22 protein-coding genes and 1 pseudogene are annotated in these 17935 nt (G+C 62.8%); 16 read left to right on the top strand and 7 right to left on the bottom strand.

The genetic code is table 11. From position 1 onward, the window contains the following. The first annotated feature begins 124 nt into the window (after nucleotides 1-124). Nucleotides 125-1198 carry a branched-chain amino acid ABC transporter substrate-binding protein gene (locus tag NKK47_RS08180; RefSeq protein ID WP_352576024.1) on the top strand — a complete coding sequence of 358 codons (1074 nt, stop codon included), beginning with the start codon at nucleotides 125-127 and terminating at the stop codon, nucleotides 1196-1198. 14 nt (nucleotides 1199-1212) lie between these two features. After that, the gene (locus tag NKK47_RS08175) at nucleotides 1213-2232 is read left to right on the top strand and encodes a P1 family peptidase (RefSeq protein ID WP_352576060.1); all 1020 of its coding nucleotides are present in this window, start codon (nucleotides 1213-1215) and stop codon (nucleotides 2230-2232) included. Nucleotides 2233-2278: 46 nt separating this feature from the next. Here NKK47_RS08175 and NKK47_RS08170 read toward each other — a convergent pair whose 3' ends face one another. After that, nucleotides 2279-2533 carry a DUF2171 domain-containing protein gene (locus NKK47_RS08170; protein ID WP_023674734.1) on the bottom strand — a complete coding sequence of 85 codons (255 nt, stop codon included), beginning with the start codon at nucleotides 2531-2533 and terminating at the stop codon, nucleotides 2279-2281. A gap of 247 nt (nucleotides 2534-2780) precedes the next feature. Here NKK47_RS08170 and NKK47_RS08165 point away from each other — a divergent pair, with 247 nt between their 5' ends. From NKK47_RS08165 to NKK47_RS08150, 4 genes and pseudogenes are all read left to right on the top strand, one after another. Next, nucleotides 2781-3506, top strand: a complete 726-nt coding sequence (locus tag NKK47_RS08165) for a DUF2259 domain-containing protein (protein ID WP_352576022.1) — start codon at nucleotides 2781-2783, stop codon at nucleotides 3504-3506. Between the two features lie 11 nt (nucleotides 3507-3517). Next, nucleotides 3518-4017: pseudogene (locus NKK47_RS08160) on the top strand (hypothetical protein). Nucleotides 4018-4076: 59 nt separating this feature from the next. Next, entirely contained in the window at nucleotides 4077-5384 is a 1308-nt protein-coding gene (purB, locus tag NKK47_RS08155) for an adenylosuccinate lyase (protein WP_352576020.1), read from the top strand. Further along, nucleotides 5384-5956, top strand: a complete 573-nt coding sequence (locus NKK47_RS08150) for an RBBP9/YdeN family alpha/beta hydrolase (RefSeq protein ID WP_352576018.1) — start codon at nucleotides 5384-5386, stop codon at nucleotides 5954-5956. The genes purB and NKK47_RS08150 overlap by 1 nt, the downstream gene beginning before the upstream one ends. A 1-nt stretch (nucleotide 5957) precedes the next feature. On the opposite strand, the gene NKK47_RS08145 is transcribed toward NKK47_RS08150, so the two are convergent. After that, on the bottom strand, nucleotides 5958-6770 hold the full coding sequence (locus NKK47_RS08145; RefSeq protein WP_023674729.1) for a VOC family protein: 813 nt from the start codon (nucleotides 6768-6770) through the stop codon (nucleotides 5958-5960). Nucleotides 6771-7041: 271 nt separating this feature from the next. Between NKK47_RS08145 and NKK47_RS08140 the strand changes: the two genes are divergently transcribed. After that, nucleotides 7042-7590: an RBBP9/YdeN family alpha/beta hydrolase gene (locus NKK47_RS08140; RefSeq protein WP_023674728.1), complete on the top strand. Its 549-nt coding sequence runs from the start codon at nucleotides 7042-7044 to the stop codon at nucleotides 7588-7590. Here NKK47_RS08140 and NKK47_RS08135 read toward each other — a convergent pair. Both NKK47_RS08135 and NKK47_RS08130 read right to left on the bottom strand, forming a co-directional pair. After that, nucleotides 7587-8360 (bottom strand): HpcH/HpaI aldolase family protein, encoded by a 774-nt coding sequence (locus NKK47_RS08135; protein WP_352576016.1) that lies wholly within the window; start codon nucleotides 8358-8360, stop codon nucleotides 7587-7589. The genes NKK47_RS08140 and NKK47_RS08135 overlap by 4 nt on opposite strands. 118 nt (nucleotides 8361-8478) lie before the next feature. After that, nucleotides 8479-8799, bottom strand: coding sequence for a DUF1476 domain-containing protein (locus tag NKK47_RS08130; protein WP_023674726.1), 321 nt, complete (start codon nucleotides 8797-8799; stop codon nucleotides 8479-8481). Between the two features lie 270 nt (nucleotides 8800-9069). On the opposite strand from NKK47_RS08130, the gene purC reads away from it, so the two are divergent. Genes purC through NKK47_RS08100 form a run of 6 tightly spaced genes read left to right on the top strand, consistent with a single transcriptional unit; the run spans nucleotide 9070 to nucleotide 12579 of the window. After that, a complete protein-coding gene (gene purC, locus NKK47_RS08125; RefSeq protein WP_023674725.1) occupies nucleotides 9070-9864 on the top strand; it encodes a phosphoribosylaminoimidazolesuccinocarboxamide synthase in 795 nt (264 codons plus the stop codon). Between the two features lie 40 nt (nucleotides 9865-9904). After that, nucleotides 9905-10147, top strand: a complete 243-nt coding sequence (purS, locus tag NKK47_RS08120; RefSeq protein ID WP_023674724.1) for a phosphoribosylformylglycinamidine synthase subunit PurS — start codon at nucleotides 9905-9907, stop codon at nucleotides 10145-10147. Between the two features lies 1 nt (nucleotide 10148). After that, nucleotides 10149-10817 carry a phosphoribosylformylglycinamidine synthase subunit PurQ gene (gene purQ, locus NKK47_RS08115; protein ID WP_352576014.1) on the top strand — a complete coding sequence of 223 codons (669 nt, stop codon included), beginning with the start codon at nucleotides 10149-10151 and terminating at the stop codon, nucleotides 10815-10817. A 31-nt stretch (nucleotides 10818-10848) separates the two neighbouring features. After that, complete coding sequence (locus NKK47_RS08110; protein ID WP_352457780.1) at nucleotides 10849-11514, top strand: glutathione S-transferase family protein; 666 nt, start codon at nucleotides 10849-10851, stop codon at nucleotides 11512-11514. 2 nt (nucleotides 11515-11516) lie between these two features. Then, entirely contained in the window at nucleotides 11517-11927 is a 411-nt protein-coding gene (locus tag NKK47_RS08105; protein ID WP_352457781.1) for a hypothetical protein, read from the top strand. Nucleotides 11928-11931: 4 nt separating this feature from the next. Then, the gene (locus tag NKK47_RS08100; RefSeq protein WP_352457782.1) at nucleotides 11932-12579 is read left to right on the top strand and encodes a Pr6Pr family membrane protein; all 648 of its coding nucleotides are present in this window, start codon (nucleotides 11932-11934) and stop codon (nucleotides 12577-12579) included. A gap of 22 nt (nucleotides 12580-12601) precedes the next feature. Here NKK47_RS08100 and NKK47_RS08095 read toward each other — a convergent pair whose 3' ends face one another. The 3 genes from NKK47_RS08095 to NKK47_RS08085 all read right to left on the bottom strand — a co-directional run bounded on the left by NKK47_RS08095 (nucleotide 12602) and on the right by NKK47_RS08085 (nucleotide 13720). Beyond that, entirely contained in the window at nucleotides 12602-12904 is a 303-nt protein-coding gene (locus NKK47_RS08095; RefSeq protein ID WP_352576012.1) for a hypothetical protein, read from the bottom strand. 97 nt (nucleotides 12905-13001) lie between these two features. Then, nucleotides 13002-13304, bottom strand: coding sequence for a type II toxin-antitoxin system prevent-host-death family antitoxin (locus tag NKK47_RS08090; protein ID WP_352570851.1), 303 nt, complete (start codon nucleotides 13302-13304; stop codon nucleotides 13002-13004). 164 nt (nucleotides 13305-13468) lie between these two features. Further along, a complete protein-coding gene (locus NKK47_RS08085; protein WP_023674717.1) occupies nucleotides 13469-13720 on the bottom strand; it encodes a DUF1127 domain-containing protein in 252 nt (83 codons plus the stop codon). Nucleotides 13721-13813: 93 nt separating this feature from the next. Here NKK47_RS08085 and NKK47_RS08080 point away from each other — a divergent pair, with 93 nt between their 5' ends. The 3 genes from NKK47_RS08080 to NKK47_RS08070 all read left to right on the top strand — a co-directional run bounded on the left by NKK47_RS08080 (nucleotide 13814) and on the right by NKK47_RS08070 (nucleotide 17933). Further along, nucleotides 13814-15226, top strand: coding sequence for an aminotransferase-like domain-containing protein (locus NKK47_RS08080; protein WP_352576010.1), 1413 nt, complete (start codon nucleotides 13814-13816; stop codon nucleotides 15224-15226). 149 nt (nucleotides 15227-15375) lie between these two features. After that, complete coding sequence (purL, locus tag NKK47_RS08075) at nucleotides 15376-17613, top strand: phosphoribosylformylglycinamidine synthase subunit PurL (RefSeq protein WP_352576059.1); 2238 nt, start codon at nucleotides 15376-15378, stop codon at nucleotides 17611-17613. A gap of 86 nt (nucleotides 17614-17699) precedes the next feature. Continuing rightward, nucleotides 17700-17933, top strand: coding sequence for a BolA/IbaG family iron-sulfur metabolism protein (locus NKK47_RS08070; RefSeq protein WP_023674714.1), 234 nt, complete (start codon nucleotides 17700-17702; stop codon nucleotides 17931-17933). Nucleotides 17934-17935: the final 2 nt, after the last annotated feature.

Raw genomic sequence — 17935 nt, 5'->3', positions numbered from 1 at the left:
CACAAGCGAAGTGCTTGACCTATATCCCGAATTCGCGTGTTGCGCCAAAGCTGGCCAGCCTTTAGGTCTTGACGGCATTGGCGCCGGCAACCACGCGACCGGCGTGGAGGAATTCTTCGCTCGCATGCGACCTTGGACAACCACGATAGCGGTGCTGGCCTGGCTCTCGGTCGCCTGCAGTGCAAATGCCGAGACGCTGCTGGTCGGCGTCGCGGCACCTTTGTCGGGGCCGTCGGCGATCCTCGGCAAACAGATCGAGGCCGGCGCGACAATGGCGGCTGAAGCGAACGATGCCGAAATCAAGTCGATCGATGACGCCTGCACGGCCGACGGTGGCGCCGCCGCCGCGCGGGAGTTCACCGCGGCCAAGGTCAACGTCGTCATCGGGTTTTTGTGCACCGACGCAATCGAGGCGGCTCTGCCGATCCTCAAGGATGCCGGCATACCGGTGATCACCGTCGGCGTGCGCACGGAAAGCCTGACCGACCGGCGCGCCAAGACCGGATGGCCGATCTATCGTCTCGGGCCGCGCGGCGACGACGAGCGCAATGCCGTCGCTGCCATCCTCACCCGCCTATGGCAAACCGAGCTGTTCGCCATAGTCGACGACGGCACGATCTATGGCCGCGAAATGGCCGAGACGTTTCGGGCAGCCGCCGAGCAAGCGGCTCTGAAGCCGGTGTTCGTCGACACGTTCCGGCCGCAGCTCGACAACCAGATCGGCCTGATCGGCCGGCTGAAGAAAGCCGGCGCAACGCATGTCTTTGCCGGCGGCGACGGCGATGATGTCGCCATTATGGGCCGGGATGCCGGCCAGCTAAATACCGGCATGGTGTTTGCCGGCGGCGAAGCGTTGCGCGCGCCGCCCGGCGACGTGCCTTATGCCGTCGGCACGCTGATGATCGCGCCGCCCGAATGGGCCGACGTCGCCGACCCCAAGGTACTGCAAAGCTTTGCAGCACAAAACATCGTGCCGGAAGGTTACACGCTTCCCGCCTATGCCGCGGTCGAGATCGCCAAGGCGGCTTCAGCATTGCCGCAAAGCTCCGGCGAGAGGCTGGCCAACGTGCTGACCGCGCATGACTTCACCACGGCGATCGGACCGATCCGCTTTGACGAAAAAGGTGACCTGACGCAAAATCCTTATCGAGCCTACCGTTTCGACGGCGGCCGTTTCGCGCCGGCGGAGAGCCAATGATGTCCAGCACAGGGATGTTCCATACGGGTCCGCGCAATCTCATCACGGACGTCGCCGGCCTGCGTGTCGGCAATGCGGCGAATGCCAAGCTGAAATCCGGTGTGACCACCGTCATCTGCGACGAACCGGCCGTGGCCGGCGTGCAAATCCTGGGCGGTGCGCCGGGCACCCGCGAAACCGACCTGCTCGAGCCGCACAATTCGATCCACGCCATCCATGCCGTGGTGCTTTCGGGCGGGTCGGCTTTTGGCCTCGACGCCGCGTCGGGGGTGCAGGCGGCATTGCGTGAAAGGCGCATCGGCGTCGAGGTCGGCGGCTTTCGCGTGCCGATCGTGCCGGCGGCGATCCTGTTCGATCTGCGCAATGGCGGCGACAAGGATTGGGGCCGGTATCCGCCTTACCGCGACCTCGGCTACGAAGCCGCGCAAGCCGCCGCGATCGACTTTGCGCTCGGCACCGCCGGCGCGGGTGCCGGCGCGCTGAGCTCCGGCCTGAAGGGCGGGCTCGGCTCGGCCTCGACGGTGCTGGACAGCGGCGTCACCATCGGCGCGCTTGCCGCCGTCAACCCGACCGGCTCGGTGACGGTCGCCGGGACCCGCCATTTCTGGGCGGCACCGTTCGAGATCGGCGACGAGTTCGGCGGGTTAGGCTATCCCCACCCGATGCCTGACGATGCCAGAAAGGTCCTGCTGAAGTTCCGTGACAGGTATGCCGCAGAGCAGGCGGAAACCGGCGCCAACACGACCATCGCCGTGATCGCCACCGATGCGGTACTCACGAAGGCCGCCGCCAAACGCCTGGCGATATCGGCGCATGACGGCTTTGTCCGTGCCATTTGGCCGACGCATACGCCCGCCGACGGCGATCTGGTCTTCGCGCTGGCAACGGGCAAGAGCGGCATCGAGCTTGAGCCCGACGATGCAATCGATCTCTACGCCGCGGCCGGCGCCACGATGGCGCGCGCCATCAGCCGCGGCGTCTTTGCCGCGACGCCGGCCGAGGGCGATCTGTTCCCGGTCTGGTCGTCGCGCTGAACGCGCAACGCTCATTCGGGTGAGCCGTAATCAGACTGGATTATGATCAGGTGGGTTCGGATTTTTCTTCCTCGAACGTGACCGCAACATCCGAGTTTGCCGACAGCCGCACCTTCTGGCCCTCGACCTCGGCGACAAGGCTGAGAGGAATGAAGTGGTGATGGCCCCTGTGAGCGCCCTCGCCGCTGTCGCGCTTGGTCAGCTTTATGCGATCTCCGTCAACCTTGTCGACGGTACCGACATGGACGCCGTCGGCACCGATCACTTCCATACGTTCGCGAATCTTGGCTGCATCTGTCATGGGGGTCTCCCTTAGAGCGCCGCGCGTCCCTTTGGACGCGCAAACGACGCTCTAAACATTTTGAATCAATGCATCGTGCCTTCCGAAAATCGATTCTGATTTTCGGAAGGCACAATGCGGTGAAGCTGCCGACAATAACAAACGGCGGCCGGATTGGATGCATCGACTTTGTGTTTCAGTCAGCACGATCTTTTGACGGCATCGTGATAGGAATTTAACGGCGTCGACCGCCGGAATGGAAAGCCCCATGCGAAATCTTGCCCTGTTTGCAGTCTGCCTGCTTGCCCCGCTTGCAACTTTGGCCGCCGCCCACGCAGGCGATGTCGCCGAGCTTGAGATCCTCGGCTTCAGCAGTGATGGCGGGGTCTTTGCCTTCGAGGAATACGGCGTCCAGGACGGATCGGGATTTCCCTATGCGACCCGCTATTATATCGACACGGCCGACGACAGTTTCCTGAAGGGCTCGCCGATACGTGTCCGGCTCGACGACGAGAATGCCACGGTGGCCGCAGCGCGGCTGCAGGCCCGGCAAAGGGGCGAAGCGATCGTCAGTCAGGCGGAACTCACGGCAAATCGCGGCATCACCGCCGGCTTCAACCCGGTGACCGAGCTTTCTGCCGATCCCTTCCGCATGGTGGTCAATCCGCGCCCGATCTTCTCGCCGGTCGACGATCCGCTCGAGTTCCGGCTCGACCAGATCGGCATGAATGACACCGAACGCTGCCAGAGCCAGGGCGAGATCAATGGCTTTCGCCTGCTGCGCATCGAGGCGAAGGATGGCGGCCAGACGAGGATCATTCACGAGGACAAATCGAGCCCGCAAAGCAGAGGCTGTCCGAATGGCTACCAGATCGGCGCGGTTCAGACATTTTCGCTGGATAGCCTCAGCGCCTATGCCGTGCTGATCGCGGTGCGCCAATACGGCTTCGAAGGGCCGGACTATCGCTGGATCGCGGTAACCGGTCGCCTGTGAAGTTCCCCGCCATGCGCTATCGCGCTCTGGGCCGTCTTCGCCGCTCCTTGCCGCCGCTGCGCACCGCATTTGCCGGTGCCTTGTTGTGGGCCATAGCGATGGGCGCCAGCGCGCTGCTCAATCTGCTGTTGTACGATTGGGAGACCCCGGCGAAGGTCCGCTTCGTCTCGCTGCTTTATGCTGCCGGCGGCGCGCTGGCCTTCCCGGTTGGGCTGTTTCTGGCGCGGCTCGTCTCGCTCGGACGCCACTGGAAATCGCCCTCGCCGCCGCCTTCGTCTGCCTTCTCGCCGCGACAATTACCTTCACCGGCGGCCTCTTTGGGCTGCAATATCGCTCCTACTATGTCCAATGGCATGCACCCGCGCTCACCATCACCTGGGTTTTCCAGTTCGTGTTCACGATGTTGACGGCGCTTTACCAGTTCGTCGTCCTCGGCATCCGGCTGTATTTTCCGCTCGGTTTCGTTGCACTCGCTGTCGCCAGTGTCTGGTTTGCGCGCCAGCAACGTTGAGCATTTTGCCTGCCTCTGTTAGGACGCGGGCAAATGCTCTCGCAAGTCAGGACCGACTGATGATCCCTCGCTACTCCCGGCCGGAAATGGTGGCCATCTGGTCACCCGAAACCCGGTTCCGCATCTGGTTCGAGATCGAGGCCTACGCCTGCGACGCATTGGCCGAGCTCGGCGTCATCCCGAAGGAGGCCGCCAAGACCATCTGGGAGAAAGGCGGAGCGGCGAAGTTCGACGTCGACGCCATCGACGAGATCGAGCGCGTCACCAAGCATGACGTCATCGCCTTTCTCACCCATCTTGCTGAATTCGTCGGGCCGGATGCCCGCTTCATCCACCAGGGCATGACATCCTCCGACGTTCTCGACACCTGTTTTGCCGTGCAGCTCACCCGCGCCAGCGACATCCTGCTGGCCGACATTGACGGGCTGCTTGCGGCGCTCAAGCGCCGCGCCTTCGAGCACAAGGACACCATTACCATCGGCCGCAGCCACGGCATCCATGCCGAGCCGACCACCTTCGGCGTCAAGCTGGCGCAGGCCTATGCCGAATTCTCGCGTTGCCGCGAGAGGCTGGTGCATGCACGCGAGGACATCGCCACCTGCGCCATCTCTGGTGCGGTCGGCACCTTCGCCAATATCGACCCTTATGTCGAAGAATACGTGGCCAAGAAACTCGGACTGAAGCCGGAGCCGGTGTCGACGCAGGTGATCCCGCGCGACCGCCACGCGATGTTCTTCGCCACGCTCGGCGTGATCGCCTCGTCGATCGAGCGGCTGGCGATCGAGGTGCGCCATCTGCAGCGCACCGAGGTACTTGAAGCAGAAGAGTACTTTTCACCCGGACAGAAGGGCTCGTCGGCGATGCCGCACAAGCGCAACCCGGTGCTGACCGAGAACCTCACCGGCCTTGCCCGCATGGTGCGCTCCTTCGCATTGCCGGCAATGGAGAATGTGGCGCTGTGGCACGAGCGCGACATCTCGCATTCCTCGGTCGAGCGCATGATCGGGCCCGACGCGACGGTGACGCTCGATTTCGCGCTCTCACGCCTGACCAGCGTCGTCGACAAACTGCTAGTCTACCCCGACAACATGCTGAAGAACATGAACAAATTCCGCGGCCTCGTGCATTCGCAGCGCGTGCTGCTGGCGCTGACGCAAGCCGGCGTTTCGCGCGAGGACGCCTACCGGCTGGTGCAGCGCAACGCCATGAAGGTGTGGGAGCAAGGCGCTGATTTTCTTGAGGAACTTCTGGCCGACAAGGACGTTGTCGCAGCCTTGCCCGAGGCCGAGATCCGCGAGAAATTCGACTTGGGCTATCATACCAAGCACGTCGATACGATCTTTAGCCGAGTGTTTGGAGAAGCCTGATGATTTCGTCGGCCGGAGATTTCGATTTCCTTGCCCTGCCCGGGCGAGGCAATTCCGGGCCGGATCATTGGATGTCGCATTGGTGCCGGGTGTTCCCCAATTCGAGCCGCGTGCTGCAGGCCGAGTGGGACCGGCCAAAGCCTGAAGACTGGATCGGCCAGGTGGATGCCGCGGTGGCCGCCGCACCGCGCCGCGTCGTGCTGCTTGCGCATTCGCTGTCGGTGGCGACGGCGGTGAAGTGGGCTGCTAGCGCCAGTCAAAGCCAACTCGACAAGGTCGCGGCGGCATTCCTGGTTGCCGCGACCAATGTCGACGATACCGATCCCTCATTCGACGCGGTGCGCCCGTTCGCGCCGATGCCGCTGAAGCGCCTGCCCTTCCCGACATTGGTGGTGGCGAGCCGCAGCGACCCACGCGTCACCTTCGACAAGGCGACCGCTTTTGCCGCAGCCTGGGGCGCGGATATCGCCGATGCCGGCGATCTCGGCCATATGGGAAATGAGGCCCGCCTGGGCGTATGGCCAGCGGGCCTGCTCATGCTTGGCCGCTTGCTCGAAAAAGCGAACCTCTAACCTACGCCTTACCGGGAACCGTCCTTATTACCGTGCCCCACGGATCCTCGCGGGTGGTCTCGCTTGCGGCATTGTCCGAGCGCATCTCGACCCAGGCCAAGCCGGAGCGGGCGGGATCGCGGCGACCGGCGCCCGCGCTCTGCCACGCATTTGCGCCAATGTGGTGATGATAGCCGCCGGACGACAGGAACACCGCCGCGCCACCGTACTTTGCCACTGTGTCGAAACCGAACTCCTGATGCCACCATGCTTCTGCTTCTTCCGGCCTGCCGACCCGCAAATGGACGTGGCCGATAATGCTGTTTTCCGGCGCGCCCTGCCAGCCGGTGTCGCCGGCCGGCACCTCGGCAACGACCGACGGAATGTTCAGCCGCTCCGTCGCCATCGCTATCTTGTCACCGTTCCATTTCCAGTCCTGCGGACGGCGGTCGGCATAGATCTCGATGCCGTTGCCTTCCGGATCGGTTAGGTAAAGAGCCTCGCTGACCAGGTGGTCGGATGCGCCCTCGATGCCGATCTTGTTGGCGATGGCATGGTTGATCCAGCGGCCGAGATCGGCCCGGCTGGGTAGCAGGAAGGCGGTGTGGAAAAGACCGGCGCTGCGCGGGTCATCGGGTTTCGCGGCCGGATCCGCTTCGATGTCGAGCAAAGGGCGATTGACTGCGCCGAGCGTAATCGTGCCGCCGGCGCGGCTCAGTTCCTGCAAACCGACGACTTTGCGATAGTAGGCGGCGAGATTGTCTGCATCGCGCGCCCGCAAGCCGACGCGGGCAACGCTGACCGGGGTCGTCGCGGCAAAAGGCAGTTCGCTCATCAAAGTGCTCCGTTCAGGCGGCGCTCGACAAGCTTCCAACAGAGCAATCCGGCGCCATCAATCATTCTACGCCATGTCCGTGCCAAAATCTCGGAACAGCCATTCTTTCCTGGCGACAGATCGTTGATCGCGATCGTTCACACAAGAGCGCAAGAAGCGAACAGGGTGTTCACAATAGCGAGCAGAACCGGGCTCGTGAGCGGCCGTTTGCGTGTCGCTGTTGAGTTCATACCCGGTTGCACCCGACAGCGCCTCTCGCTACATGCGCGCCATGAAAGTCAGGGAAGCAGATATTCTCATCGTGCCGGGCTACACCAATTCCGGCCCCGATCATTGGCAGAGCCGCTGGCAGTCGAAACTATCGACAGCGCGCCGCGTCGAACAGGCGGAATGGTCGAAGCCGGTGCGCGAGGATTGGACGGCCGGTGTCGCCAAGGCGGTTAACGAGGCCGAGCGGCCGGTCGTCATCGTCGCCCATTCGCTTGGCGTCGCGGCGGTCATTCAAGCATTGCCTCGGTTCGAGAGGCCGGTCGCCGGCGCTTTCTTCGTGGCGCCGCCCGATGTCGCCAATCCAGAGATAAAGCCGAGGCATCTGATGACCTTCGGCCCCTATCCGCGCGACCCGCTGCCGTTTCCGTCGGTGGTGATCGCCAGCCGCAACGACCCGTTCTGCGCCTTCGGCGTCGCCGAGGACATTGCCGGGGCGTGGGGCTCGCTGTTCATCGACGCCGGCGATGCCGGTCATCTCAACGCGGATTCCGGCTTCGGCCCCTGGCCTGAAGGCTCGATGACGTTCGCGAAATTCCTGACGGATCTCTAGGAAGCGATCGAATCCCTGACGCTGTTCAGCAGGGTCTTTGCCCCAAGCGAAATCAGCGAATGCTCGGAACCCATCGCCAGCAGCCGGTAACCCATCGACACCACGCGACCGGCGATGGCCGGTTCCATCACATAGATCGCCGCATGCTTGCCGGCTTTGCGGGTGCGCTCGGCGATCGAGGCGACGGTCCCCATCATGCTCTCCAGCGTCGAACTGACGGTGGTGCCCTTCGACCAGGCGATCGAGAAATCCGACGGGCCAAGGAATATCCCGTCGATGCCCGGCGTGTCGAGGATGCCGTCGAGTGCATCAAGCGCGGCCCGCGTTTCGACCATGGCGAACGCCATGGTGCGCTGGTTGCTGTCGCGCAGCCAGTCGGCATAGTCGCCCTTGCCATGGCGCGGAAAAGCATAGGTCGGGCCCCAGGAGCGCTCGCCGAGTGGCGGGTATTTCATTGCGGCAGCAAACAGCTTTGCGTCCGCCACCGAATTCACCATCGGGGCGATCACCGCCTCGGCGCCGAAGTCAAGCGCACGGCTGGCCATGTCGAAGCGGCCGACCGGGATGCGTACCAAAGCCGGCTTGTTGGCGGCCAGCACCGGCACAAGCCCGCGCAGCACGCTGTCCTCGTGATGGCCACCATGCTGCATATCGAGCGTAACCGCGTCGAACCCTTGCCTGGCCAGTATCTCGACCGTCAAGGCATCCGGCACGCCGGACCATGCGGTGAACAGCGTCTCGTCGGCCGCAAGGCGTGACTTCAGGGACATTGGCGATTTCCTCTTTGCTTGCAGCAATTCAGCCGGAAATGACCGCAAAGGCAAAGAAAAACCGCCCGGTGAGGCCGGACGGTCGATTGGTCCAGCATTCGAAGAGTATCGATGGGGATCAGGTGTTCTTGATCTGCTCGATCGCCTGCGCCATCAATTCATCCATGGTGCGGCGGATCTGATGGTCCGACTGGTCGATGCCGGCCGCATCGAAATCCTTGCGTATCTTGCGGAAAACGTCGTGATCGCCGGCTTCCTCGATGTCGCTGACGACCACTTCCCTGGCATAAGCGTCGGCATCAGCGCCGGACTTGCCGAGCTTTTCGGCAGCCCACAGGCCGAGCGCTCTGTTGCGGCGTGCCGCAGCCTTGAACCGAAGTTCCTCGTCGAATGCGAATTTGCGCTCAAAGCCCTCTTCGCGGTCTTTCATGCTGCTCATGGCATCCCTCCGTGAAATCCGATTCGTTGTGCCAATATGTGTTGCCGGAGCACAAACCAAAAGGGCGCCGGCCGGTCAATATGCTACATTGCTTGCTGCGCTGCGGCATTTCGGTGCCCGAAAGCGGTTGATTGAAAGGATTTGCCGATTGAGCAAACAGTGCGATTGGGATAGACACCGGCATTGAACCCCACCGTCGCCATCTTATTTTAGGCAGACGGACAGGAACTGGTCGCTTGCCGCCTGCCCGCAAATCCAGAGAAAAATCAGATGAAAAATCGCCGCCGCATTTATGAAGGCAAGGCCAAGATCCTTTATGAGGGACCGGAGCCTGGCACGCTGATCCAGTTCTTCAAGGACGACGCTACCGCTTTCAACAAGAAGAAGCATGAAATCGTCGATGGCAAAGGCGTGCTCAACAACCGCATTTCCGAGCACATCTTCAATCATCTCAACCGGATGGGCATTCCGACCCACTTCATCCGCCGGCTCAACATGCGCGAGCAGTTGATCAAGGAAGTCGAGATCATCCCGCTCGAAGTGGTGGTGCGCAACGTCGCCGCCGGCTCGCTGGCCAAGCGCCTGGGCATCGAGGAAGGCACCGTGCTGCCGCGCTCGATCATCGAATTCTATTACAAGGCCGATGCGCTCGACGATCCGATGGTATCGGAAGAGCACATCACCGCCTTCGGTTGGGCGAGCCCTCAGGAGATCGACGATGTCATGGCGCTGGCCATTCGCGTCAACGACTTCCTTTCCGGCCTGTTCATGGGCGTCGGCATCCAGCTGGTCGATTTCAAAATCGAATGCGGCCGCCTGTTCGAAGGCGATATGATGCGCATCGTCGTTGCCGATGAGATCTCGCCGGATTCCTGCCGGCTGTGGGACGTGGCGACGCAGGACAAGCTCGACAAGGACCGCTTCCGCCGCGACATGGGCGGGCTGGTCGAGGCTTATCAGGAAGTTGCCCGCCGTCTCGGCATCATGAACGAGAACGAGCCACCGCGTCCGGCCGGGCCGGTGCTCGTCGCATCGACCGACGGTGTCAAAGGTAAGCCGCACTGACGGCTTGCCCGCTCAACAGGTGAACAGGAGCATGTCCAGCGTGATCAAGGCCCGCATTACCGTAACCCTCAAGAACGGCGTGCTAGACCCACAAGGCAAGGCAATAGAGCACGCGCTGTCCGGAATGGGTTTCGGCGGCGTCGGCCAGGTGCGGCAAGGCAAGGTTTTCGACGTCGAATTGGCCGAGAGCGACAGCGCCAAGGCCGAGGCCGATCTGAAAGCCATGTGCGACAAGCTTCTGGCGAATACAGTGATTGAGAATTACGCGGTGGAGATCGCCTGAGGTGAAATCAGCCGTCGTCCTGCTCCCAGGCCTCAATCGCGACCGCGACATGATCGCGGCGCTGACCAAGATTTCCGGCACGCCGCCGGTCACCGTCTGGCAGACCGACACCGAAATTCCCGATGTCGACCTGATCGCCATTCCCGGCGGCTTTTCGTTCGGCGATTATCTGCGCTGCGGCGCCATTGCCGCGCGCATGCCAGTAATGCGGGCTGTGGCCGAAAAGGCGGCCAAGGGCGTCACGGTCATCGGCGTCTGCAACGGCTTCCAAATCCTGGTCGAGGCCGGCATGCTGCCGGGCGCATTGATGCGCAATACCTCGCTGAAATTCGTCTGCCGTCAGGTGAAGCTGCAGATCGCCAATGCCAACACGATGTTCACCCGCCGCTACCAGCCGGGCCAGATCATCCGGGCGCCGGTGGCGCACCATGACGGCAATTATTTTGCCGATGCCGAAACGCTGGCCCGCCTCGAAGGCGAAGGCCAGGTGGTGTTCCGCTATGCCGAAGGCACCAATCCCAACGGCTCGATCAACGACATTGCCGGCATCGTCAACGGCCGCGGCAACGTGCTCGGCCTGATGCCGCATCCCGAGAACCTGATCGAAGCGGCGCATGGCGGCAGCGACGGCCGGGCGCTGTTCGAAAGCGCGCTGGGCATCGCTGCTTGATGCCTTCAATTTTCCTCCTGGAGCCACGGTCATGAAACTCTATTCGCGGCCGTTGTCGCCCTATTCGTCGATCGTGCGGGCGTTGGCCTACATCAAGAACGTGCCGCTCAAGCTCATTGCACCGCCGCCGGGGTTTCCCATCCCGGAGGCGTTTCGTGCCATCTCGCCGTTGAACCGGATTCCGGTGCTGATCACCGGCTCCGGCGAAACGATCGTCGAATCGGTGGTCATCGCCGAATATCTGGAGGAGCGCTTTCCCGAGCCGGCGCTGCTGCCGAGGGACTCGAAGGACCGGGCGCTGGTGCGCATGTTCGCCCGCATCACCGACCTCGACGTGCTCGCCCCGACGATGAAGCTGTTCGAGCTCCATTTCGTGCCGCAGCGCAACGAGGCGGAGATCAAGGCACAGTTCGCCCGATTGCATCACGGGCTTGCGGCAATCGAGGCCCGCATGGCGCATGGCCCGTTCGCGCTCGGCGACGACATCTCCTTTGCCGATGCGTGGTTGACGCCGACCCGCTTCGTCTTCAACAATTTCAGGACAACGATGGGCCGCCCCGATTTGCTTGACGCCTATCCGAAATTCGATGCCTACGAGCAAATAGCCTTGCAGCATCCGGCGCTGTCGCGCGTCTGGGGTGAGATGACAGACGGTCTGAAGATCTTTCTGTCCGAACTCGAGATGGGCGCCGCTTGAACATGAGACCGACGACCACGCGCCTCGCCGTCGCTACTGCCGCCGGGCTTGTACTCGCCTCCTGCCAGTCAGGCCCGAAGAGCGCGCCGGCGCCGGCGGGCAAGAGTGCGTCACTGCTTGCCATGGAGCAGGTGGCAATAGCTGCCCACAAATGCTGGATCGCCAGCAAGGACCCTGCCTTCAAATCTTACCAGATGGCCAACGAGCTGAATTCGTTCAGCGGCACGCCGCGCTTCCTGCTGGTGCCGGCCAAACATTATGGTGGAAAGCCGTTGCTGGTCGTGCAGGCGCAAGGCAATTCGAGCCGCGTCGACGTGTTCGGCCCATTGATGGCGGAACCGCTCGGCGCCCGCATCGGCTCGGACATTGCCCGCTGGCAGGCGGGCAATCCGGCCTGCGGCGCTGCTGCCTAGCCCAATGGGTCGCGTGCTGCAGATCACCGGTCTGGTCGTCGGCCTGGCCGGGCTCGTCCTGCAGCTCTGCATCACCGTCCCGGCATCAATGGAAGCCGGCCGCGGCTTTGCCGGCTCGCTGGTCTTCTATTTCAGCTTCTTCACCATCCTGACCAACATCGGCGCGGTGCTCGTCCATGCCTCGTTGCTGTCGTCGACGGGTTATGCCTGGTTTCCGGCCTTTTCCGCGCCACGGATGCGGGCGGGCGTAGCCGTCGCCATAACGCTGGTCCTCATCGTTTATGCAACGGTCCTGGCGCAGCTTTGGCAGCCGCAAGGGCTGTTCCTGCTCTGCGATGTGCTCCTGCACTATGTGACGCCGGTGTTGTTCGTGCTGTGGTGGCTTGTGGCAGGCGCCGACGGCTCGACGCGGTGGCGCGACATCTCCTGGTGGATGATCTATCCGATCGCCTATCTGGCCTACGCGCTGCTGCGGGCGCCGATTGCCGGTGAAGTGCCCTACCCGTTCCTCGATCTCGCCAAGAACGGCGCGACCAGCGTCGCCGTCTCGGCTCTGGCCATCACCGGGCTCTTTCTGATGCTGTGCATCGTGGCGGTGCTTGTGGACCACGGTGTCACGCGGATCAGGGCGGCGGGCGTTCATCCGCGATGATGCTCTCCCGCCGCGGCAGCCTTTAGCGTCTTGGCACGGTTCGCGCGGCGCCTGCACGGATCGCCGCAGCAGCTTCGCCAGCGATCCGTGACATGAACTTGCGCGTGAATTGGCCGAGCGGCTTGGTATCTTCGAGCGCCCAGCTCGTCGCGAGATCATCGGTGTTGAATTCGTCGACGATAACCCAGGCTGGGGTAAAGAGGGTGGCGCGGCGGGCCTCGGTCTCAGGAATCTCAACATAGTGCGCGCCAGGTCGTGGCGGCTGGCTCGTGATTGGAAAGAGCAGGGCCTGCTTGCGGCCATTCTTGCCGGCAACGATCAGCATAACGCAAGTCGGCCGCGCCTTGCGTCCGCTTTCCTCGCCCCGGTCATATTCCCTTGCCCACAAATAGGAATAGAGAATGATCTGTCCGTGGCCGGGTTCAGTCATCCCGAACATCATCTCGCGCGACTGCGTCGAGGCCGGTTAGAAGCCTGTCGCGTTCCTCGGCCGACAGATCCTCGACGCGGTGTGCCCGTTGCGCGCTGCGACTGGTGATGCGGTCGAACTGCTCTGCCGTCAGGAGAACGAACTTGCGCTTGCCGCGCTTGGTGATGTCAACAGGGCCGCGGAACGCGGCCTCAACAACCTCGCCGGATTTGTTGCCGAGATCTGTGAGGGTGAAACTTGCCACGGTCATCTCCTTCGTTATCCCCAAAATAAGGGAATTAGCTGTTTTCAGCAATACCCCTATTCACTGGAGACGTCGCGAGCGAATGCTGTGAGGGCACGAAGGAGGATGGTATCTCAGTGATGAAGAAGATCGCGTTGGTTCCGATGTCGATATTGACGCTCTCGTCTAACCGTCGATATGCCACGCGACGTTCGAGACGGAGCATCCGGCTGCTCTCAGTCCCAAAACGCCCTCAGCCCCTCACGATGGGCATCGCAACGCGAGATACCGATGTCCTTGAGCTGGTCGTCAGTCATCTCGAGCAGGACCAGCCGGCTGCGCCGGCGATCCATTAACCCGTCGATCCACCTCGCGAAGGATCTGAGCGTACGCACCAGCCGACTGACATAGGTTGGCCTGCCCGGCGGGCGCGCCACCTGCACCTGCAATTCAACTGCCGCGTAGCGGATTGTCTCTATTGTACCCATTTTCTTTCTGCCAAGATTGCAATTGTGCCCTTTTGTACAGCCCGCTTCATATGTATTGACTCTCATTTCGGTGCAATGTAAAAAATTGTCACCATGACAACTTGGCTTCCAGACCTTACAGCCGGCACTGGCCCGCTCTATCAGCGGCTTGCCGATTCCATCGAGACGGACATCGACCGCGGCCTGATCGGTGCAGGGGCAAAGCTGCCGCCGCAGCGCGATCTGGCATACGACATCGGCACGACTGTCGGCACGGTCGGCAGGGCCTATCAATTGCTGCGCGAGCGGGGATTGGTCAGCGGCGAGGTCGGCCGCGGAACCTATGTTATCGCTCAACAGTCGGAGAGCGCAAAGCCGGATTTCCTGGGGCCGGTCGAACAAGGCACGCGCTATATGGATGCGCCCGGCGACAAACTGCGCTTCGATAGCACGGCCGCACCGGATGTCGGCCAGGGTGCCATCGTCGCCGATGTGTTGACACGCACGGCGCAAGACCATCCGCATGAGATTTCAAGCTACACGCGTGATTTCCCGGACCGCTGGTTCGAAGCCGGCAGGCGCTGGCTGTCACGCAATTCCTTTCGCCCGGCCGCAGATGCCATTGTCCCCACGCTCGGCACCCACGCGGCGGTAATGGCAACCATTGCGGGGCTCACCGCCCCCGGCGACTATGTCATCTTCGAACACCTCACCTATTCGCAGATCTCGCGCAGCGCCGGCCTGATCGGTCGCCGGACCGCACTGGTGGCGGCTGATGACGAGGGCATCGATCCCGAGGATTTCGAGCGCGTCTGCGCACAAAAGCATCCGAAGATGATGTTTTTGATGCCGACGGCCAAGAACCCGACGCTGACAACGCTGTCTGCCGCGCGCCGCGAGGCAATCGCGCGTATCGCCCGTCAATATAACGTCGTCCTGATCGAGGACGATCTCTACGGCGGACTGACCGACGACCCGACACCTTTATTGGCCGAATATGCTCCCGAACGGACCATCGTTGCCGGCGGCCTCTCGAAATCGGTCGCGGCGGGTGTTCGCGGCGGTTGGCTCGCTTGCCCGCCGGCCTATCGTCACCGCATCCGGGTTGCCCACAAGATGATGACGGGCGGCCTGCCCTTTCTGCTGGCGGAGGTGGGCAGCCGGCTGGTGCTGTCCAGTCAGGCCGCCGAGATGCGCAAGCGCAGCATTGCCGAGATCGGTGCGCGCATCGCGATCGTGCGCGAGACACTCGACGGCTTCGACTTCAAGGCGCTGGATAATGTGCCGTTCGTCTGGCTCACTTTGCCCGACCCGTGGCTTTCCGGCACTTTCAAACAGGCCTGCCTCGAACATGGCGTGCTCATCGACGACGAGGACGAGTTCAAGGCGGGACGTTCCGAACAGGCCTTTCACGGCGTGCGGTTTGGCATCTCGCAGCCGCGACAGCGGGACGATATTGCGCACGGCGTCGCAGTGATCCGACGGCTTCTGGACGAAGGCCGCGCCGGCTACGACAGCTTTTCCTGAACCGGCTTGAAACCGGCGGGTCGAGTGGCGATCTCTCGCTACTTGCGGCCAGTTGTTGCTTTCCGTCGTTTTAGTCATCCGACGGGGTGTATCGGCTGCAAAGCTTGCGATAAGACGGGACTCGATCCCAAGGACATAAATTGCCGATCATGACCATTTCCAATTCCGTGCCGATCACTCCGGAACTCATTGCCGCGCACGGGCTGAAGCCCGACGAGTACCAGCGCATCCTCGACCTCGTCGGGCGCGAACCGAGCTTTACCGAACTCGGTATTTTTTCGGCGATGTGGAACGAGCATTGTTCCTACAAATCCTCGAAGAAGTGGCTGCGCACGCTGCCGACCACCGGGCCGCAAGTCATCCAGGGCCCGGGCGAGAATGCCGGCGTGGTCGATATCGGCGACGGCGACTGCGTCGTCTTCAAGATGGAGAGCCACAACCACCCCTCCTACATCGAGCCCTATCAGGGTGCCGCGACCGGCGTCGGCGGCATCCTGCGCGATGTCTTCACCATGGGCGCGCGACCGATCGCGGCGATGAACGCGCTGCGCTTCGGCGCGCCGGACCACCCCAAAACCAGGCATCTGGTTGCCGGCGTCGTTTCCGGCGTCGGCGGCTACGGCAATTCCTTCGGCGTGCCGACGGTCGGCGGCGAGGTCAATTTCGACGCCCGCTACAACGGCAATATCCTGGTCAATGCGTTTGCCGCGGGCCTCGCGAAGACGGACGCAATCTTTCTGTCCGAGGCCAAGGGCGTCGGCCTGCCGGTCGTCTATCTCGGCGCCAAGACCGGCCGCGACGGCGTCGGCGGCGCCACCATGGCTTCTGCCGAATTCGACGACAAGATCGACGAGAAGCGGCCCACGGTCCAGGTTGGCGATCCCTTCACCGAAAAATGCCTGCTCGAAGCCTGCCTCGAACTGATGGCGTCCGGCGCCGTTATCGCCATCCAGGACATGGGTGCCGCTGGCCTCACCTGCTCGGCGGTCGAGATGGGCGCCAAGGGCGACCTCGGCATCGAGCTCGACCTCGACAAGGTGCCGGTGCGCGAAGAGCGCATGAGCGCCTATGAGATGATGCTGTCGGAGAGCCAGGAGCGCATGCTGATGGTGCTGCGCCCCGAAAAGGAAAAACAGGCCGAGGCGATCTTCCACAAATGGGGCCTCGACTTTGCCATCGTCGGCAAGACCACCGACGATCTGCGCTTTCGCGTGCTGCACCAGGGCGACGAGGTTGCCAACCTGCCGATCAAGGATCTTGGCGACCAGGCGCCGGAATATGACCGTCCCTGGGTCGAGCCGAAGAAGCCGGCGCCGCTGGCCGGCGATGCACCGCAAGCCGACGTGGCCGAGGCACTGCTCAAGCTGCTGGGCGGACCGGACCTGTCCTCGCGCCGCTGGGTGTGGGAGCAGTACGACACGCTGATCCAGGGCAATTCCCTGCAGCTTCCCGGCGGCGACGCCGGTGTCGTGCGCGTCGACGGTCATCCGACCAAGGCGCTCGCCTTCTCCTCCGACGTGACGCCGCGCTATTGCGAGGCCGACCCTTACGAGGGCGGCAAGCAGGCGGTTGCCGAATGCTGGCGCAATCTTACCGCCACCGGCGCTCTGCCGCTCGCGGCCACCGACAATCTCAATTTCGGCAATCCGGAACGGCCCGAGATCATGGGCCAGCTGGTTGGTGCTGTGAAAGGCATCGGCGATGCCTGCCGGGCGCTTGGCTTTCCGATCGTCTCCGGCAACGTCTCCCTCTTTAATGAGACCAACGGACAGGGCATCCTGCCGACACCAACCATCGGCGGCGTCGGTCTGATTGCCGACTGGTCGAAAATGGTGCGCATCGGCTTTGCCGCCGAAGACCAGATGATCGTGCTGGTCGGCGCCCCGACGATATGGGGCTCGCATCTTGGCCAGTCGGTCTATATGCGCGACATCTTTGGCCGCGCCGACGGCCCGCCGCCGCCGGTCGATCTCGGCCACGAGAAGCGGGTCGGCGACCATGTGCGGGCACTGATCGCCTCCGGTGTTGTTACCGCGGCGCATGACGTTTCCGATGGCGGCATCGCGGTGGCGCTGGCCGAGATGGCGATGGCCTCCGGCATCGGCGCGACCATTCCCGGCCTGATCGGTGCAGATCCGATCCCGGTCTGGTTCGGCGAGGACCAGGGCCGTTATCTGCTGACGCTGTCGATCGACCCGCAGAGCGAGCAATGGGACGCCATTCGCGAACAGCAAAACAAGCTCGGCGTTTTTGCGCCGTGGATCGGCTCGACCGGCGGCAGCGAACTGAAGCTGGGCGAGGCGCGTGCGATACCGGTCAGCGAATTGACCGCCGCCCACGAATCCTGGTTCCCTCGCTTCATGGCAAATGAGGTCGTGGACCCGTGATGTGATCGAGTGGGCCCCTTTCCCTGTGGTTCATCCGCCATTTCGACCATATCTATGAGATCACGACCTGAACAAGGAATCCTCACATGGCAATGGACGCCCACGACATCGAACGGCTGATCAAGGAAGGCATTCCCGACGCCAAGGTGACGATTCGCGACCTGGCCGGCGACGGCGACCATTATGCGGCTGAGGTTGTTGCCGAAAGCTTTCGCGGCAAAAGCCGCGTCCAGCAGCACCAGATGGTCTATGACGCGCTGAAGGGCAACATGGGCGGCGTACTGCACGCGCTTGCCCTGCAGACCAGCGTGCCGGACTGAGC

Origin of the sequence: Mesorhizobium sp. M0019 (genome assembly GCF_040323975.1) — a bacterium.
Lineage (GTDB): Bacteria > Pseudomonadota > Alphaproteobacteria > Rhizobiales > Rhizobiaceae > Mesorhizobium.
This window is presented reverse-complemented; position numbering and strand designations above follow the sequence as displayed.

Excerpts from the sequence above, each read along its gene's own strand:
- NKK47_RS08180 (WP_352576024.1), top strand. The coding sequence starts at position 125 with ATGCGACCTTGGACAACCACGATAGCGGTGCTGGCCTGGCTCTCGGTC.
- NKK47_RS08175 (WP_352576060.1), top strand. The coding sequence starts at position 1,213 with ATGTTCCATACGGGTCCGCGCAATCTCATCACGGACGTCGCCGGCCTG.
- NKK47_RS08170 (WP_023674734.1), bottom strand. The coding sequence starts at position 2,533 with ATGACAGATGCAGCCAAGATTCGCGAACGTATGGAAGTGATCGGTGCC.
- NKK47_RS08165 (WP_352576022.1), top strand. The coding sequence starts at position 2,781 with ATGCGAAATCTTGCCCTGTTTGCAGTCTGCCTGCTTGCCCCGCTTGCA.
- purB (WP_352576020.1), top strand. The coding sequence starts at position 4,077 with ATGATCCCTCGCTACTCCCGGCCGGAAATGGTGGCCATCTGGTCACCC.
- NKK47_RS08150 (WP_352576018.1), top strand. The coding sequence starts at position 5,384 with ATGATTTCGTCGGCCGGAGATTTCGATTTCCTTGCCCTGCCCGGGCGA.
- NKK47_RS08145 (WP_023674729.1), bottom strand. The coding sequence starts at position 6,770 with ATGAGCGAACTGCCTTTTGCCGCGACGACCCCGGTCAGCGTTGCCCGC.
- NKK47_RS08140 (WP_023674728.1), top strand. The coding sequence starts at position 7,042 with ATGAAAGTCAGGGAAGCAGATATTCTCATCGTGCCGGGCTACACCAAT.
- NKK47_RS08135 (WP_352576016.1), bottom strand. The coding sequence starts at position 8,360 with ATGTCCCTGAAGTCACGCCTTGCGGCCGACGAGACGCTGTTCACCGCA.
- NKK47_RS08130 (WP_023674726.1), bottom strand. The coding sequence starts at position 8,799 with ATGAGCAGCATGAAAGACCGCGAAGAGGGCTTTGAGCGCAAATTCGCA.
- purC (WP_023674725.1), top strand. The coding sequence starts at position 9,070 with ATGAAAAATCGCCGCCGCATTTATGAAGGCAAGGCCAAGATCCTTTAT.
- NKK47_RS08110 (WP_352457780.1), top strand. The coding sequence starts at position 10,849 with ATGAAACTCTATTCGCGGCCGTTGTCGCCCTATTCGTCGATCGTGCGG.
- NKK47_RS08105 (WP_352457781.1), top strand. The coding sequence starts at position 11,517 with ATGAGACCGACGACCACGCGCCTCGCCGTCGCTACTGCCGCCGGGCTT.
- NKK47_RS08100 (WP_352457782.1), top strand. The coding sequence starts at position 11,932 with ATGGGTCGCGTGCTGCAGATCACCGGTCTGGTCGTCGGCCTGGCCGGG.
- NKK47_RS08095 (WP_352576012.1), bottom strand. The coding sequence starts at position 12,904 with ATGCTGATCGTTGCCGGCAAGAATGGCCGCAAGCAGGCCCTGCTCTTT.
- NKK47_RS08085 (WP_023674717.1), bottom strand. The coding sequence starts at position 13,720 with ATGGGTACAATAGAGACAATCCGCTACGCGGCAGTTGAATTGCAGGTG.
- NKK47_RS08080 (WP_352576010.1), top strand. The coding sequence starts at position 13,814 with ATGACAACTTGGCTTCCAGACCTTACAGCCGGCACTGGCCCGCTCTAT.
- purL (WP_352576059.1), top strand. The coding sequence starts at position 15,376 with ATGACCATTTCCAATTCCGTGCCGATCACTCCGGAACTCATTGCCGCG.
- NKK47_RS08070 (WP_023674714.1), top strand. The coding sequence starts at position 17,700 with ATGGCAATGGACGCCCACGACATCGAACGGCTGATCAAGGAAGGCATT.